The sequence below is a fragment of the Streptomyces sp. NPDC058637 genome, from assembly GCF_042717325.1.
Lineage (GTDB): Bacteria > Actinomycetota > Actinomycetes > Streptomycetales > Streptomycetaceae > Streptomyces.
This window is the reverse complement of record NZ_JBHXRD010000044.1, coordinates 21,351-35,641: the sequence shown is the minus strand read 5'-3', so window position 1 is coordinate 35,641 and position 14,291 is coordinate 21,351. Positions and strand designations below refer to the sequence as shown.

Below are 14,291 nucleotides of genomic sequence, written 5' to 3'. Positions count from 1 at the left end.
GGCGGGGGGGTGGGTCGCCCCGCCCCGGGGGGGGGGGGGGGGGTGGGTGGGGGCGGCGCCGGTGGCTGGGGGGGCCCCCGCCCGGCCGGGGCCCCACCTCCACGGTGCGGACCACGGCGCCCTCGGCGCTGTCCTCGGAGACCCGGGTGGTGGGCACCAGGCCGCTGGAGACCAGGGTGCGCAGCGCGACCTCCTGCTCCCCGGCCATCCGGCCCAGCTCGGCGGCCTCGCCGCCCATCGCGGTGCCGCGGCGCTGCACCATGGCGAGGACCTGAAGGACGCTGTCGTGGATGTCGCGGGCGAGCCGTTCGCGTTCGCGGGTGGCGGCCTCGATCTCCAGGGCGCGGGCGAGGGTGCGCTCGCTGGCGCGGGCGACCTCGACGACGTACCCGATGGCGATGGCGGCGACCCAGACCAGCAGGACGTTGTGGAAGGTGTCCCTGCTGGGCTCGCCGCGCTCGACGATGTTGGCGGCGGCGACGAGCGTGGAGGCGAAGGCCGCCCAGCGCCAGCCGCCCTTGAGCGCGAAGGCGAGGACCGAGCCGGCGGTCCAGATCGACGGAAGGGTCGGGCCGTCGACGTGCTGGGCGCTGAAGTCGGCGAGGGGGGTCAGCAGGATCCCGGTGAGGGCGACGGTGAGGTCGATGCCGAGGAAGCGCTTGGTGCAGCTCGCCGCGTTGGCCACCCTGGGGAGCGTGATCAGCGTCCACACGGCGAGGACCGCGAGGAAGGCGAAGGCCACCCAGGGCCGGTCGTACGTCTTGTCGCGGAAGCCCGCGAGCAGCACCGCGTAGATCAGGGTCAGTACGCGGTACGCGGTCAGCGCCCGCCACAGCGGCTGTTCGACCGACATCCGTACGACCTGTTCACGCCTGGCCATGGCCCCTCCCCCGATTCCCCTGCCGCCCCGGACGGTGCGCGACGCGGTTACGCGCCGGACCGTTCCGTGCCCTTGTTCCTCGCCTGGTCGGCGAGCTGCCTCTTGGCCGCCGTCGCGTAGATGTCCACGTATTCCTGGCCGGAGAGCTTCATGATCTCGTACATGACCTCGTCGGTCACCGAGCGCAGGATGAAGCGGTCGCCGGCCATGCCCTGGTAGCGGGTGAAGTCGAGCGGCTTGCCGATCCTGATGCCGGGACGCATCAGCCTGGGCACAACCTGGCCGGGCGGCTGGATCTTCTCCGTGTCGATCATCGCGACGGGGATGACGGGTGCGCCGGTGGCGAGGGCCACCCGGGCGAGTCCGCCGGGCTTGCCCCGGTAGAGGCGGCCGTCGGGCGACCGGGTGCCCTCCGGGTAGATGCCGAAGAGGCCGCCGCTCTCGATGACCTGGATGCCCGCCTTTATCGCCGCCTCGCCCGCTCCCCGGCCGCCGGAGCGGTCCACCGGGAGCTGGCCGACGCCCTTGAAGAACGCGGCGGTGAGCTTGCCCTTCACACCGGGTGAGGTGAAGTACTCGGCCTTGGCGATGAAGGTCACCTTGCGGTCGAGGACGGCGGGCAGGAAGAAGGAGTCGGAGAACGAGAGATGGTTGCTCGCGAGGATCGCCGGCCCCTGCTCGGGGATGTTCTCCAGGCCCTCCGCCCACGGCCGGAAGGCGAGTTTCAGGGACCCGCCGATGGAGAACTTCATTGCGCCGTAGATCACTCGGGTGCCTCCTGTGTGCCGTCGGTCAGACCTTAGCCTGTGGGCCCCCCGGCCTCTTCCGCCCGGGCGCGGGGCTCCGTCCGCCGCGGACGGCCTCCGGGCGGTGGTGCTCGGGTGGTGACGGCCCTGGTCGGTGTCGGTCCGGTCGCGTACGGTGAGGTAATCCATCTGCACTCCCCCCGCACGCCCCCGTCCCGCCCATGAACAGGAGACCCCGGTGCCGGTCCTCCCTGGAGCCGAGCCGTTCCGCCACGAGGGCGGAGAGGTCGGCGTCCTCCTCTGTCACGGTTTCACCGGTTCGCCGCAGTCGATGCGTCCCTGGGCCGACTATCTGGCGGAGCGCGGGCTGACCGTGTCCCTCCCGTTGCTGCCGGGACACGGCACGCGCTGGCAGGACATGGCGGTCACGGGCTGGCAGGACTGGTACGCCGAGGTGGACCGGGAGCTGCGCGCGCTGCGGGACCGGTGCGAGCAGGTCTTCGTCTTCGGCCTCTCCATGGGCGGCGCGCTGTCGCTGCGCCTGGCCGCGAAGCACGGTGACTCGGTCACGGGCCTGGTGCTGGTGAACCCGGGGAACAAGGTGCACGGCCTGGCGGCGTACGCCCTGCCGGTCGCCCGGCATCTGGTGCGGACGACGAGGGGCCTGACGAACGACATCGCCCTGGAGGGCTCCGAGGAGATCGGTTACGACCGGGTGCCCCTGCACGCGGCGCACTCGGTCCGGAGGTTCTTCCGGCTGGTCGACGCCGAACTGCCCCAGGTCACCCAGCCGATCGTGCTGCTGCACAGCCCGCAGGACCATGTCGTGCCGCCCGCGGACTCCGCGCGGATCCTCAGCCGGGTGTCTTCGACGGACGTCGAGGAGATCCTGCTGGAACAGAGCTACCACGTGGCGACGTTGGACCACGATGCGGAGCGGATCTTCGATGAGAGTTACCGGTTCATCGGCCGCCTCGCACCCAGCGTCGGCAAGAAGGGGAGCACGTCCGGTGGCTGAGCACGACGCGGAGCGCGCGGGCAGTGACGAGGAGCGCGAACCGCGCCCCACGGAGGGGGCGGCTGTCCCCGAGGGCACGGAGGAGGGCGGGCAGATCGACGAGGCCGCGGCCTGGGAGGCGATCGTCGCCGGATACGGCGACGAGCCGCCGGATCCGCCGGGCGCCAAGCCGTTCAAGTCGGTGGACGACCTCGCGCTGCTGGAGGACGACCAGCTCAACACCCTGCCGGGGCCGGACCCGGGTACCGGGGAGGACGCGGACAAGGGTTCCGGCAAGAAGGCGCCCGGCAGGCCGCCGGAGAAGAAGGCGCTGGGCAGCTCGGTCGTCTTCGCGCCCGGGGTCGCCGGTCCGCGCGACTACGAGGTGGCGGAGGCCGCCGAGGGCGACGGCGACGACCCTGACGACAGCGAGGAGGGGCACTTCGTCCCGCCCGAGCCGCCGCCGCTGCCGGAGGCCGATGTCACGGCGAAGTTCGCCTGGCTCGCGGTCGTCGGCGGCCCGGTGCTGATGCTGGTCGCGGTGCTGCTGCAGTGGGAGATGACGTGGTGGCTCACCACGCTCTGCATCGGCGGCTTCCTGGGCGGTTTCGCCACCCTGGTGGCCCGTATGCCCCAGGACGACGAGGACGACGACATCCCGGGCTCCGGCGCGGTCGTCTGACCGGGCCGCACACGGCCCCGGGCCGCGCACGGGCCCCGTACGGCCCGGACTCCCCCGGCCCCGCGCGGGCCGGGGCGTCCGGCACGCCCCCTCAGGCCCCGGCCGGCACCCTGAGTGCGGCCAGGACGGGCAGGTGGTCCGTGGCCGATCTCAGGTCCGCGTCGGTGATGCCGGGCAGCGCCGCGGGCACACCGCAGCCGAGCACCTCGATCCCGCCGGTCGCGAACACCGCGTCGATGCGCTTGGCCGGGGCGTGGGGCGGGAAGGTGTGCTCGCCGCCCCACGGCCGTACGGCCCAGCAGTCCTGGAACCGCCCGGCCAGCCGCTGGAAGGCCTTCCCCCGCGGTACGTCGTTGAGGTCGCCGGCGACGACGGCGTGCGGGACGCCCATCGCCTCGACACGGTCCAGCAGGAGTCCGGTCTGGGCCAGCCGTTCCTCGCGCCGCAGGCTCAGATGACAGCTCACCACGCCGAGCCGGGCCCCGGCGATCCCTACCACCGCCGTGGCCAGTCCTCGCCGGTGCAGCCCGGGGGTGAGCGGCAGCAGGACGTCCTCGGTGCGTTCCACGGTGGCGCGCAGGGAGCAGAGCAGCAGCGGACCGGCCGCGGGGGCGCCTCCGCCGAGGACCACCAGGTCGGTCATTGCGGCGAGCCGGGCGGCGGCCTTGCGCCAGCGGAAGAAGCGCGGGGCCTCCTGGACGCACACCAGGTCGGGTGCGCAGGCGCGGATGACGCGGGCCAGTGCCTCGGTGTCGTCGCGCAGCGAGCGGACGTTGTAGCTGAGCACCCGGATGACGGCCGAACCGTCCGGCTCGGTGCGGGAGTCGGGCAGCGGCATCGGCGTCGTGACCATGCGAGGCACGATACGGCGGACGCCCGCCGCTCCCCGGAGGGCGCGACGGGCGTCGGAGTGCTGCGTGGGCCTCTCGTCCGGACCGGGCCGGGCCCGCGGGGGTGCGGCCTGGCCGGAAGGGAGGACCCTAGCCCTGGCGGGCCAGGTCGGCGGCGCCCACCAGGCCTGCCTTGCCGCCCAGTTGGGCTGCCAGGACCTGCGCGTGCGGACGCCACTCGCCGCCGATCAGCCAGCGCCGGAACGACTTGCGGATCGGGCCGAGGACAAGTTCGCCCTCGTCCGAGACGCCACCGCCGACGATGAACGCCGACGGGTCGAAGAGCGAGGCCAGGTCGGCGAGTCCGGCGCCGGCCCAGCGGGCCAGCTCACGGAACGAGTCGACGGCCACCGGGCAGCCCTGCCGGGCGGCCTGGCTGATGTGCTTGCCCTCGATGCCGTCCACCGTGCCGTCGCCGAGCGCCAGCAGGATCCCCGCGTTCTCCGGGGTGGCGTTGGCGCGCTGCTTCGCGTAACGGACGAGTGCGCGCCCGGAGGCGTACTGCTCCCAGCAGCCCTGACTGCCGCAGCCGCAGAGCAGTCCGTCCGGGACGACCCGGATGTGACCGAACTCCGCAGCCACGCCGAAGCGTCCGCGGCGCAGCTTGTTGCCGATGATGATGCCGCCGCCCAGGCCGGTGCCGAGCGTGATGCAGATGACGTCGTCGTGCCCCTTACCGGCACCGAAGCGGTACTCGCCCCAGGCAGCCGCGTTGGCGTCGTTCTCGACGACGACCGGCAGGCCGGTGCGCTGTTCGACCTTGTCCTTCAGCGGCTCGTGCCGCCAGTTGATGTTCGGGGCGAACAGCACGGTGGCGCGCTTGTCGTCGACGTATCCGGCCGCGCCGATGCCGACGGCCTCGACGTCGTGACCGTCACTGGCGCCGGCCACGGCCGAGCTGATCGCGTCGACGATGCCCTCGGCCGTCGGCGGGGTCGGTACCTTGAACGTCGAGAGGATCTGGCCCTCTTCGTCGACCACTCCAGCCGCGATCTTCGTGCCGCCGATATCGACGCCGATGGTGAGTCCCATGAATCCCTCAGTTTCGGTCGAGCCCCGCTACGGCCAACCGTACCCGAGCCGGGGACGGGTATTTCCGGCCCTGGGTCAGTCCAGGTCAATGTGTTCGCTGCCGCCGGAGCCCTCGTCACGCGGGTCGGAGGGGTCGTCGGTGGCCTTCTTCGCCGGACCGGACGTGCCCGGGGCGTCCCCGGCGGTGCCTCCCGCGCCCTCGGTGCCGCGGGTCCAGCGGCTCTCCTGGCCCTCGACGGCGGAGCGGTAGGCGGCCAGGAGTTCGTTGCCCGCGGCGGCGAGGTGGTCGAAGAGGTCCGGATTGCGCTCGATGACGGGCTCGACCGCGGACCTGGCCTGCCGGATGACCTGCTGGACGGTGCCCTGGGCCGCCATGCCGAGCAGCGGCGACCGGAACTCGGAGACCTTGTCGGCGACCGCGTCGATCAGTTTGCGCAGCTCCTCGGCGGCGGACCCGGGCTGCGGGCCGTACTGCGAACGGCGGCGGGCCTTCTCCGCCTCCAGGTCCTCGGCGCAGGCCTCCGCCCACGCGTCGTCGTCGACGGGACGATCGGTGGCTTCACTCATGACGGACTCCTGCGACGCGGTTGCCTGTGATGGCCGTACGGGCCACGTACTACCGACGGTACCCGAACGGTGATACGGCGTTCAGGGTGTCCGGGGCCAGAGCGCGGGGTCCGGTGTGAACCGGACACGGAGAACGCCGTCGGCGAGCGCGGCTCCGGAGACGGTGCAGCGGCGCAGTACGGACTCCAGGTGGAGGACGCGGTGGAACGGGCCCGCGGTGAGCAGCAGTTCGTCGCCCCGGCGGACGAGCCGGAGGTCCTCCTTGACGGCACCGGGCAGCGGCAGGCACCAGACGAGGACGCCGTCGCCGTCGTCCTCGTCGCGGGAGTCCTCCGTCCACCAGGGGTCGTCGGCGCGGCCCGGTGTCCGGTCGTCCGGTGCGGGTACCGCGTCGAGCAGGGCGAGGTCGTCGAGGGTCCGCGGGTCACGCCCGAGGTGGGCCACCTCGCTCAGCGGCGTACCGCTCTCCTGCCAGCTCGCCAGGCACTTCTCCTGGCGGGCGGCGAGATCGGCGAACCAGGGGTCGGACGAGTGCCGGGGCAGGACGCGGTTGGCCACGAGGCCGTCCACGCGCAGCCCGTACAGGGCCAGTCCCGTGCGGGCGGAGCGCAGGGCGTCCTCGGCCGCGGGTCCGGGCTCGGCGACCAGCCGTACGGTCGTCGCCGCGTCCCCGATCAGGGCCTCGACGGCGGCCAGCTCGGCGTCCTTGCGGGCGGCGGCCTCGTACAGCCACTGGGCCGGCATGGGGACTCCGGCGAGCTGCGCGAGCATCGGGCGCAGCGCGCGGGCGGCCTGGCGCTCCTGGGGCAGCAGGCGGCGCAGGTAGCGGCGCAGCTGTCCGGGCAGGGCGAGCAGGGCGAGGGCGTCGGCCAGCGGGGGGAGGTCGACGACGAGGACGTCGTAACCGTCCTCGGACCAGTCGCCCTCGGCCGCCCGGCGCAGGGTGTGCAGGAGGGCGAGCTGGGCGCTGCCCGGCAGTTCGGTGAGTTCCTCGCCGTCCAGCCGGCGGGCGCCGAGCAGGTCGAGGGCGCCGGAGGCCCGCTCCTGGAGTGCGACGAGTTCGCCGCGGAAGTGCTCGGCCGAGTCGACGCGGGCGTGGTGCAGACCGTCCGCGACCTCGGTGGGCCCGGTGCCGCCCGGGAGGCCGGGGACGGCGTCGGCGGAGACCAGGAGTGTGCGGCGGCCGGCGCGGGCCGCCGCCAGCGCCGTCGCCGCGGCGACGGTGGTACGGCCTGCGCCGCCGGGGCCGGTGACGAGGACCGTACGCATGTGATCAGGCCTTCGGGACGGATTCGACGCGCTTCTTCAGCCCGGCGAGGGCGCGGTCGATGATGACCTTCTCGGCCTTGCGCTTGATCATGCCGAGGAGCGGGATCTTGACGTCCACGGCGAGCCGGTAGGTGACCTCGGTGCGGTCGCCGTCGCCCAGGGGCGCGAGTGCGTAACTGCCGTCGAGGGCGCGCAGCATCTGGGACTTGACGAGGCTCCAGCTGACCTCGTACGCGCTGTTCCAGGTGTAGGCCAGGACGTGGTCGTCCTTGATCGCTCCGGCGTCCAGCACCAGCCTGACCTGCTCGGCACGGCCCTGGTCGTCGGTGGCCAGGATCTCGGCCTCCTTCACCTCGCCGGTCCATTCGGGATAGCGGGCGAAGTCGGCGATCACTCCCATGACGTCGGCCGGTGCCGCCTCGATCGTGATGCTCGAGCTGGTGTGTTCAGCCATCGCCGTGGCCCTCCAGTGCGGTGTTACCGGTCGCGTTCGGCAGAGGCCTGCCGTGTGCAGGCTATCGCGTGCCCGCCGTCGCCCCGTCCACGCCCCGGCCGGTGGCCGGAGCCGTGCCGTTCACCACTCCAGGGCCCAGGGCCGTCCGGTCGAGGCGAAGTGTCCGACGTTGACGCACTCGGTGACACCGATCCGCATCCGGCGTGCCAACGGCTGGTGGACATGGCCGAAAATCGCGTATCGGGGGCGGGTGCGGTGGATGGCGTCCAGGAGTGCGCGGCTGCCGCGTTCGAAGCGGCGGGCCACCGTGTCGTACGTCAGCTCGGGCACCTCGGGCGGGATGTGGGAGCACAGGACGTCCACCGGGCCGAGCGCCTCGACCTTGGCGGCGTACTCCTCGTCGCCGATCTCGTACGGGGTGTTCATCGGGGTCTTCAGGCCGCCGCCGACGAAGCCGAACACCCGGCCGCCGATCTCGACGCGCTCGCCGTCCAGCACGGTGGTGCCGGGCCCGGCGTACTCGGGCCAGAGTCCGGGCACGTCGACGTTGCCGTAGGTGGCGTACGTCGGGGTGGGCAGGACGGCGAACATCTCGGCGTACTGCTTGCGCACAGCCTCGAGGATCGCGGCGTCGCGGTCGCGGCCCGCCCAGAGTTCGCGGCCGAAGGCGCGTGCCTCGTCGAAGCGCCGCGCGGTGCGCAGGGCGACGATGCGGTCGGCGTTCGCCACGCCGAACAGGTCGGGGAAGATGCCGCGCGAGTGGTCGGCGTAGTCGAGGAAGAGGACGAGGTCGCCCAGGCAGATCAGCGCGTCCGCGCCGTCCCCGGCCCGTGCCAGCGCCTCCGTGTTGCCGTGCACGTCACTCACCACGTGCACGCGCGTCCCGCGGTTCGGTGTGCCCCCGCCGCCGGTCGCGCTCCTGCCGTCCGGTCCGCCGTCTCGCTCGCCTCGCATGGAGTTCACCCTAGGTGTACGCGCCCCACGCCGGGTAGTGCCCACCCGACCTGCGGTTACCTGCGGCGCGTGACGTGCGTGGACTAATGTGCGCGGGAGGACCACTTATATGTGTGATGCATAAGACATATGGCCGGAACCCCCTATCCGGAAACCGGTACCGATGGGTAACGTCCCGCCAGTCCAGTCGTGCTCACCCCACTGAGCGCCTGCCAGTCTTGGACCGCATCCGGTGCGTCACACAGAGCCGTGGAACCGGAGCCCGATGAGGAGCAGCAGTCTTGCGCGAGTTCAGCCTTCCGGCCCTGTACGAGGTCCCTACGGACGGCAACCTGACGGATCTCATCCGCCGCAATGCCGCTCAGCATCCCGATGTCGCGGTCATGGGCCGCAAGGTGGCCGGTGTCTGGACGGACGTCACGGCCACCCAGTTCCTCGCTGAGGTGAGAGCCGCCGCGCGTGGCCTGATCGCGGCGGGCGTCGAGCCCGGCGACCGGGTCGCCCTCATGTCCCGTACCCGCTTCGAGTGGGTGCTGCTGGACTTCGCGATCTGGAGCGCGGGCGCGGTCACCGTGCCGGTCTACGAGACCAGCTCCCCCGAGCAGGTCCAGTGGATACTCGGCGACTCGGGCGCGGTCGCGGTCGTCGTGGAGAGCACCGCCCACGCCGGGTCCGTCGCCTCCGTGCGCGACGCGCTCCCCGGGCTGCGGCACGTGTGGCAGATCGACGAGGGCGCGGTGGCCGAGCTGACCGCGACGGGCGCCGGGGTCTCGGACGAGACCCTGGACCTGCGCATGGTGAGCGCCAAGGCCGACGACCCGGCCACCATCGTCTACACCTCGGGCACCACCGGGCGGCCCAAGGGCTGTGTGCTGACGCACCGCAGCTTCTTCGCCGAGTGCGGCAACGTGGTGGAGCGGCTGAAGCCCCTCTTCCGTACCGGCGAGTGCTCCGTGCTGCTCTTCCTGCCCGCCGCGCACGTCTTCGGCCGGCTGGTCGAGGTCGCTTCGGTGATGGCCCCGATCAGGCTCGGCTGCGTGCCGGACATCAAGAACCTCACGGATGAGCTGGCCTCCTTCCGGCCGACGCTGATCCTGGGTGTGCCGCGGGTCTTCGAGAAGGTCTACAACTCGGCGCGCGCCAAGGCGCAGGCCGACGGCAAGGGCAGGATCTTCGACCGTGCCGCCGACACGGCGATCGCGTACAGCCGGGCGCTGGGTACCCCGCAGGGCCCGTCGTTCGGCCTGCGGATCAAGCACAAGGTCTTCGACAAGCTGGTGTTCTCCAAGCTGCGGGCCGTGCTCGGCGGCCGCGGCGAGTACGCGATCTCCGGCGGCGCGCCCCTGGGCGAGCGGCTCGGCCACTTCTTCCGCGGTATCGGCTTCACGGTGCTGGAGGGCTACGGCCTCACGGAGTCCTGCGCGGCCACGGCCTTCAACCCGTGGGACCGGCAGAAGATCGGTACGGTCGGCCAGCCGCTGCCCGGTTCGGTCGTGCGGATCGCCGACGACGGCGAGGTGCTGCTCCACGGCGAGCACCTGTTCACGGAGTACTGGAAGAACGAGGCGGCGACGGCCGAGGCGCTGGCCGACGGCTGGTTCCACACGGGCGACATCGGCACGCTCGACGAGGACGGCTATCTCGCGATCACCGGCCGCAAGAAGGAGATCATCGTCACGGCGGGCGGTAAGAACGTCGCCCCCGCCGTGATCGAGGACCGGATCCGGGCGCACGCCCTGGTCGCGGAGTGCATGGTGGTCGGCGACGGACGGCCGTTCGTCGGTGCCCTGGTCACCCTGGACGAGGAGTTCCTCTCCCGCTGGGCCGAGGAGAACGGCAGGCCGGCCGGTTCGACGGCGGTGTCGCTGCGCGAGGACGCCGATCTGCTGGCCGAGGTGCAGCGGGCGATCGACGACGGCAACGCGGCGGTGTCCAAGGCGGAGTCGGTGCGCAAGTTCCGCATCCTGTCGGCGCAGTTCACCGAGGAGGCGGGTCACCTCACACCGTCGCTGAAGCTGAAGCGGAGCGTCGTGGCGAAGGACTTCGCGGACGAGGTCGAGTCGATCTACCGCGGCTGAACGCACGGGAACGCCCATGCCGCGGGGGCCCGCACCCTCACGGTGCGGGCCCCCGCGGCATGTGTCCTCCGCTGCTTCAGAGCAGCGTCCGGAGCTCCTCGGCGAGCAGGTCCCAGCGCCACTTCTCCTCGACCCAGGCCCTGCCGCGCTCCCCCATCCGCCGGCGCAGCGCGGGGTCGCCGAGCAGGGTGACGATCCGGTCGGCGGACTCCTCGGCCGACCCGCCGCGCACCACGTACCCGGTCTCGCCGTCGAGCACGGCGTCCGGGGCACCGCCCGAGTCGCCCGCGACGACCGGCAGTCCGGTCGCGGAGGCCTCCAGGTACACGATCCCCAGGCCCTCGACGTCCAGGCCGCCGCGCCGGGTGCGGCAGGGCATGGCGAAGACGTCCCCGGCCCCGTAGTGGGCGGGCAGTTCCTCCCAGGGCACCGGTCCGGTGAAGCGCACGGAGTCCTGGACCCCCGTCTCCACGGCCAGTTTCCTCAGCTGCGCGGCGTACGGTCCGCCGCCCACGACCAGCAGGACGGCGTCCGGCTCGCGGGCCAGGATCGCCGGCATGGCGAGGATGAGGGTGTCCTGGCCCTTGCGCGGGACGAGCCGGGACACGCACACGACGACGGGCCGGTCCGCGAGCCCGAGCCGGGCCCTGACCCGGTCGCCGCCGGAGGCCGGATGGAAGGTCTTCTCGTCGACCCCGGGGGGAAGCTGGACCATCCGGCCCGCCGCCTCGGTGGTGAGCGCGGCGGCGATCCTGGAGCGCGTGTACTCGCCGAGGTACGTGATCGTGTCCGTGCCCTCGCCGATGCGCCGCAGCAGCTGCCGGGAGGCGGGCAGCTGGGCCCAGCCCGCCTCGTGGCCGTGCGTGGTGGCCACGATCCGGCGGGCGCCGGCCCCGCGCAGCGCCGGGGCCATCAGCCCGAGGGGGGCCGCCGCGCCGAACCAGACGGAGGAGCAGCCGTGCGCGCGCAGCAGCCGGACCGCCTGCCGGGTCACCCGTGGGGTGGGCAGCAGCATCGTCGTACGGTCGCGTACGACGGTGAAGGGCTGTTCGGCGTCGAAGGCGGCGGTGGCCTCGGCACCCTCGGCGCCGCGCTTCCACGTGGAGGCGTAGACGACGAGCCGACCGGGGTCCAGACGCAGCGCCATGTTGTGCAGGAAGGCCTGGATGCCACCGGGACGGGGCGGGAAGTCGTTCGTCACGATCAGGGTCTTGTCCATCGCCGCCGACAGTACCGGGCGACCGCGCGGCCCTGCCTGACAGCTCCTGTACAGCCGATGGCGGCATCATGACGCTCATGCGTCTGTCCCTCGCCACCTGGACCCTCACCCGAGCGGTTCTGCTGCTCTGCGTCTTCAAGGTGTTCACGGTGCCCGGCCCGGACGTCACGAGCGACGTGGCGGTCATCTACCACGGCTGGTACGAGGTGCTCCTCGCCGGTTCGTATCCGCTGGACGACGTCACCTGGCAGTATCCGCCCGGCGCCGCGCTGGCGGTGCTCTCCCCGGCCCTGCTGCCCTTCCTGGAGTACGCGTCCGCCTTCTTCCTGCTCGTCCTGCTCTGCGACGCCGTGGTGTTCGGACTGCTGCTGTACGCGGCGGGGCGGCCCGGCACGCGTGCCGCGGGCGCCTGGGTGTGGGTGGTGGGTGTCCCGCTGCTGGGGCCGACCGTGTACGCCCGGTACGACCTGATGGTGACGGCCGTCGCGGTGGCGGCCCTGCTGGCCGGGGTGCGCCACCCGCGGGTGCTGGGCGCGCTGGCCGCCTTCGGCGCGCTGCTGAAGGTGTGGCCGGTGCTGCTGCTGGTGGGCACCGCCCGGGGGCGGGCGACCCGGCGCGCCTGGTCGGCCGCCGCGGTGACGGCCGGGGTGCTCGCCCTGGTGGCGGCGCTGGCCCTGCCGGGCGCGTTCGCGTTCCTGACGTTCCAGCGGGACCGGGGCCTGGAGATCGAGTCCCTGGGGGCGCTGGCCATCCATGTGGCGCGGTGGTACGGCTGGGAGGGCGGGGTGGAACTGCGGTACGGGTCGATGGAGTTCACCGGCCCGCACGTCGCCCTGGTGAGCACGCTGGCGCTGTGGCTGAGCGTGGTCGCCCTCGGCTGGCTGGTGGTGTGGCGGCTGCGGGCGAGGAGGTTCGCGGTGCACACCCCGGCGGACGCGGCGTTCACCGCGGTGCTGCTGTTCACCACGACCAGCCGGGTCATCAGCCCGCAGTACATGGTGTGGCTGGTCGGGCTCGCGGCGGTGTGCCTGGTGTTCCGCGGCAGCCGGATGGCGCTGCCCGCGTGCCTGGTCCTGGTGGCCACCGGTGTCACCCTGCTGGAGTTCCCGCTGGGCTTCGCGCACGTGGTGGCCGGTGACGGGCAGGGTGTGGCGCTCCTGGCCGTGCGCAACGGCCTGCTGGTCGCGGCGACGGTGACCGCCGGGTGGCGGCTGTGGCGCGGGACCGTGCCGGGGGTGCGGGGCGGGGAGGCGGAGGCGGAGCCGGTCAGCCGAGCCGGTCGCGCAGATAGTCCCGCCAGCGCGCCGTGAAGTCCCGCGGTGTCGTGCCGAGCACGCTCTGCATGGCGTGCTCCACCGCCCCGTCCCGCCCGGAGCGGGCCCCGACGGCCCTGTAGAAGGCGATCAGCTCCTCCTCGCCCCAGTCCCGCACGATCAGCTCGCAGGCCAGCCAGCCGCCCTCGTACGCCTTCGCCAGTGTCTCCGCGTCCCCGCCGAAGCCGAAGTCCTCGTCCACCGGCAGCCGCGCGGGCAGGTCACCGCGCCGTACGGCCCCCGCCAGCCCGGGGGCGAGCTCCTGGGCGGTACGGCTCTCCTGGCGGTACGCGGTCAGGTCGGCGAAGCCCTCGGAGAGCCACACGGGGGTGGCGGCGGAGGTGTGGGACCGGGTCGCCACATGGGTGGTCTCGTGGGTGAGGACGACCCGCCGGCCGAACTCGCCGAGCATTCCGTACGCCTGCGGGTTGACGATCACCCGGTCCGCGGGACGCCGGCCGCTGCCGCCGACCTCGCCCGTCGTGACGGCCGCTATGCCCCGGTAGCTCTCCACGGGTGAGCCGAGGAGCCGCGCCATGTCGTCCACGGACCGGGGTACGAGCACCACGACCCGCTGCGCCCAGGGTTCCGGCCAGACACCGGAGACGGCCGGAACGGCCCGGTCCGCGGTGTCCGCGATGCGGCGCAGTTCCTCCGCCGGGCGGCCGACCCCCAGGACGAGGCTGTGCGTGCCCCGTACGACCTCGACGTCGCCCTGCTGCCAGAGCAGCCCGGGGGTGTCCTCGGCCGCCCGGTCGGCGGCGATGTACCAGGGGCCGTCCGCCCCGCGCCGCACCAGTTCGACGGTGCGGGACGAGGACATGGGGGCGTTGTCGTAGCCCGCGAACCGGTAGCGCAGCTCGACGTCGGCGCTGACCCGTCCGGTGCCCGCGCCGGAGACGCTGTTCACCTTGTACGCCCAGGACTCCAGCGGCACGTCGGCCAGGTTGCGCAGCTCGGTGCGCTGGGCCGCCCGGAAGGACTCGGCCCGCGGGTCGAGCGCGGCCAGGTAGGCCTTGGTGTCGTGGGCCATGACGGCGGCGGCACGCCGGTCCAGGGTGACGCCGATCTCCTCGGCCGTGACGCGGTCCGTGGTGTCCCGGGGCGCGGCGCAGGCGGACGCGAACAGCAGTCCGGCGAGCACGGCGCCCGCCGTGCTCCGTCCGCGGGTACGTCCCCGCCGCGTGTCCCGCGTCCGAACAGCCATCCA

Annotated in this window: 14 protein-coding genes; 4 read left to right on the top strand and 10 right to left on the bottom strand. The window is 73.0% G+C overall.

Annotated features, from left to right (window positions below):
- Both ACFWVP_RS31555 and ACFWVP_RS31550 read right to left on the bottom strand, forming a co-directional pair.
- The coding region (locus ACFWVP_RS31555; protein WP_384501400.1) for a DUF5931 domain-containing protein at nt 1-880 on the bottom strand (880 nt) is incomplete at its 3' end.
- Nucleotides 881-927: 47 nt separating this feature from the next.
- The gene (locus tag ACFWVP_RS31550; protein WP_384501399.1) at nt 928-1,647 is read right to left on the bottom strand and encodes a lysophospholipid acyltransferase family protein; all 720 of its coding nucleotides are present in this window, start codon (nt 1,645-1,647) and stop codon (nt 928-930) included.
- 217 nt (nt 1,648-1,864) lie between these two features.
- Between ACFWVP_RS31550 and ACFWVP_RS31545 the strand changes: the two genes are divergently transcribed.
- Both ACFWVP_RS31545 and ACFWVP_RS31540 read left to right on the top strand, forming a co-directional pair.
- Complete coding sequence (locus tag ACFWVP_RS31545) at nt 1,865-2,644, top strand: alpha/beta hydrolase (RefSeq protein ID WP_384501398.1); 780 nt, start codon at nt 1,865-1,867, stop codon at nt 2,642-2,644.
- Nucleotides 2,637-3,305 carry a hypothetical protein gene (locus ACFWVP_RS31540; protein ID WP_384501397.1) on the top strand — a complete coding sequence of 223 codons (669 nt, stop codon included), beginning with the start codon at nt 2,637-2,639 and terminating at the stop codon, nt 3,303-3,305. The genes ACFWVP_RS31545 and ACFWVP_RS31540 overlap by 8 nt, the downstream gene beginning before the upstream one ends.
- A 91-nt stretch (nt 3,306-3,396) precedes the next feature.
- Here the strand turns inward: ACFWVP_RS31540 and ACFWVP_RS31535 are convergent, their stop codons facing one another.
- The 6 genes from ACFWVP_RS31535 to ACFWVP_RS31510 all read right to left on the bottom strand — a co-directional run bounded on the left by ACFWVP_RS31535 (nt 3,397) and on the right by ACFWVP_RS31510 (nt 8,471).
- Nucleotides 3,397-4,158 carry an endonuclease/exonuclease/phosphatase family protein gene (locus ACFWVP_RS31535; RefSeq protein WP_384501396.1) on the bottom strand — a complete coding sequence of 254 codons (762 nt, stop codon included), beginning with the start codon at nt 4,156-4,158 and terminating at the stop codon, nt 3,397-3,399.
- A 127-nt stretch (nt 4,159-4,285) separates the two neighbouring features.
- Nucleotides 4,286-5,227, bottom strand: coding sequence for an ROK family glucokinase (locus ACFWVP_RS31530; RefSeq protein WP_384501395.1), 942 nt, complete (start codon nt 5,225-5,227; stop codon nt 4,286-4,288).
- Between the two features lie 75 nt (nt 5,228-5,302).
- The gene (locus ACFWVP_RS31525) at nt 5,303-5,794 is read right to left on the bottom strand and encodes a DUF5304 domain-containing protein (RefSeq protein WP_384501394.1); all 492 of its coding nucleotides are present in this window, start codon (nt 5,792-5,794) and stop codon (nt 5,303-5,305) included.
- An 81-nt stretch (nt 5,795-5,875) separates the two neighbouring features.
- On the bottom strand, nt 5,876-7,063 hold the full coding sequence (locus tag ACFWVP_RS31520; protein WP_384501393.1) for an ArsA-related P-loop ATPase: 1,188 nt from the start codon (nt 7,061-7,063) through the stop codon (nt 5,876-5,878).
- 4 nt (nt 7,064-7,067) lie between these two features.
- Nucleotides 7,068-7,517: an SRPBCC family protein gene (locus ACFWVP_RS31515; RefSeq protein ID WP_384501392.1), complete on the bottom strand. Its 450-nt coding sequence runs from the start codon at nt 7,515-7,517 to the stop codon at nt 7,068-7,070.
- 120 nt (nt 7,518-7,637) lie between these two features.
- On the bottom strand, nt 7,638-8,471 hold the full coding sequence (locus ACFWVP_RS31510) for a metallophosphoesterase (protein ID WP_384501391.1): 834 nt from the start codon (nt 8,469-8,471) through the stop codon (nt 7,638-7,640).
- A 281-nt stretch (nt 8,472-8,752) separates the two neighbouring features.
- Between ACFWVP_RS31510 and ACFWVP_RS31505 the strand changes: the two genes are divergently transcribed.
- Nucleotides 8,753-10,549, top strand: a complete 1,797-nt coding sequence (locus tag ACFWVP_RS31505; protein WP_384501390.1) for an AMP-dependent synthetase/ligase — start codon at nt 8,753-8,755, stop codon at nt 10,547-10,549.
- Between the two features lie 76 nt (nt 10,550-10,625).
- Here ACFWVP_RS31505 and ACFWVP_RS31500 read toward each other — a convergent pair whose 3' ends face one another.
- Nucleotides 10,626-11,768, bottom strand: a complete 1,143-nt coding sequence (locus tag ACFWVP_RS31500) for a glycosyltransferase family 4 protein (RefSeq protein WP_384501389.1) — start codon at nt 11,766-11,768, stop codon at nt 10,626-10,628.
- Nucleotides 11,769-11,836: 68 nt separating this feature from the next.
- Between ACFWVP_RS31500 and ACFWVP_RS31495 the strand changes: the two genes are divergently transcribed.
- Nucleotides 11,837-13,078, top strand: coding sequence for a glycosyltransferase 87 family protein (locus tag ACFWVP_RS31495; protein WP_384501388.1), 1,242 nt, complete (start codon nt 11,837-11,839; stop codon nt 13,076-13,078).
- On the opposite strand, the gene ACFWVP_RS31490 is transcribed toward ACFWVP_RS31495, so the two are convergent.
- Nucleotides 13,035-14,288 (bottom strand): hypothetical protein, encoded by a 1,254-nt coding sequence (locus ACFWVP_RS31490; RefSeq protein ID WP_384501387.1) that lies wholly within the window; start codon nt 14,286-14,288, stop codon nt 13,035-13,037. The genes ACFWVP_RS31495 and ACFWVP_RS31490 overlap by 44 nt on opposite strands.
- Between the last annotated feature and the right edge of the window lie 3 nt (nt 14,289-14,291).

Bases quoted from the DNA above. Each gene is read 5' to 3' on its own strand.
- ACFWVP_RS31535 (WP_384501396.1), bottom strand. From the start codon at position 4,158: ATGGTCACGACGCCGATGCCGCTGCCCGACTCCCGCACCGAGCCGGAC.
- ACFWVP_RS31530 (WP_384501395.1), bottom strand. From the start codon at position 5,227: ATGGGACTCACCATCGGCGTCGATATCGGCGGCACGAAGATCGCGGCT.
- ACFWVP_RS31525 (WP_384501394.1), bottom strand. From the start codon at position 5,794: ATGAGTGAAGCCACCGATCGTCCCGTCGACGACGACGCGTGGGCGGAG.
- ACFWVP_RS31520 (WP_384501393.1), bottom strand. From the start codon at position 7,063: ATGCGTACGGTCCTCGTCACCGGCCCCGGCGGCGCAGGCCGTACCACC.
- ACFWVP_RS31515 (WP_384501392.1), bottom strand. From the start codon at position 7,517: ATGGCTGAACACACCAGCTCGAGCATCACGATCGAGGCGGCACCGGCC.
- ACFWVP_RS31510 (WP_384501391.1), bottom strand. From the start codon at position 8,471: ATGCGAGGCGAGCGAGACGGCGGACCGGACGGCAGGAGCGCGACCGGC.
- ACFWVP_RS31500 (WP_384501389.1), bottom strand. From the start codon at position 11,768: ATGGACAAGACCCTGATCGTGACGAACGACTTCCCGCCCCGTCCCGGT.
- ACFWVP_RS31495 (WP_384501388.1), top strand. From the start codon at position 11,837: ATGACGCTCATGCGTCTGTCCCTCGCCACCTGGACCCTCACCCGAGCG.
- ACFWVP_RS31490 (WP_384501387.1), bottom strand. From the start codon at position 14,288: ATGGCTGTTCGGACGCGGGACACGCGGCGGGGACGTACCCGCGGACGG.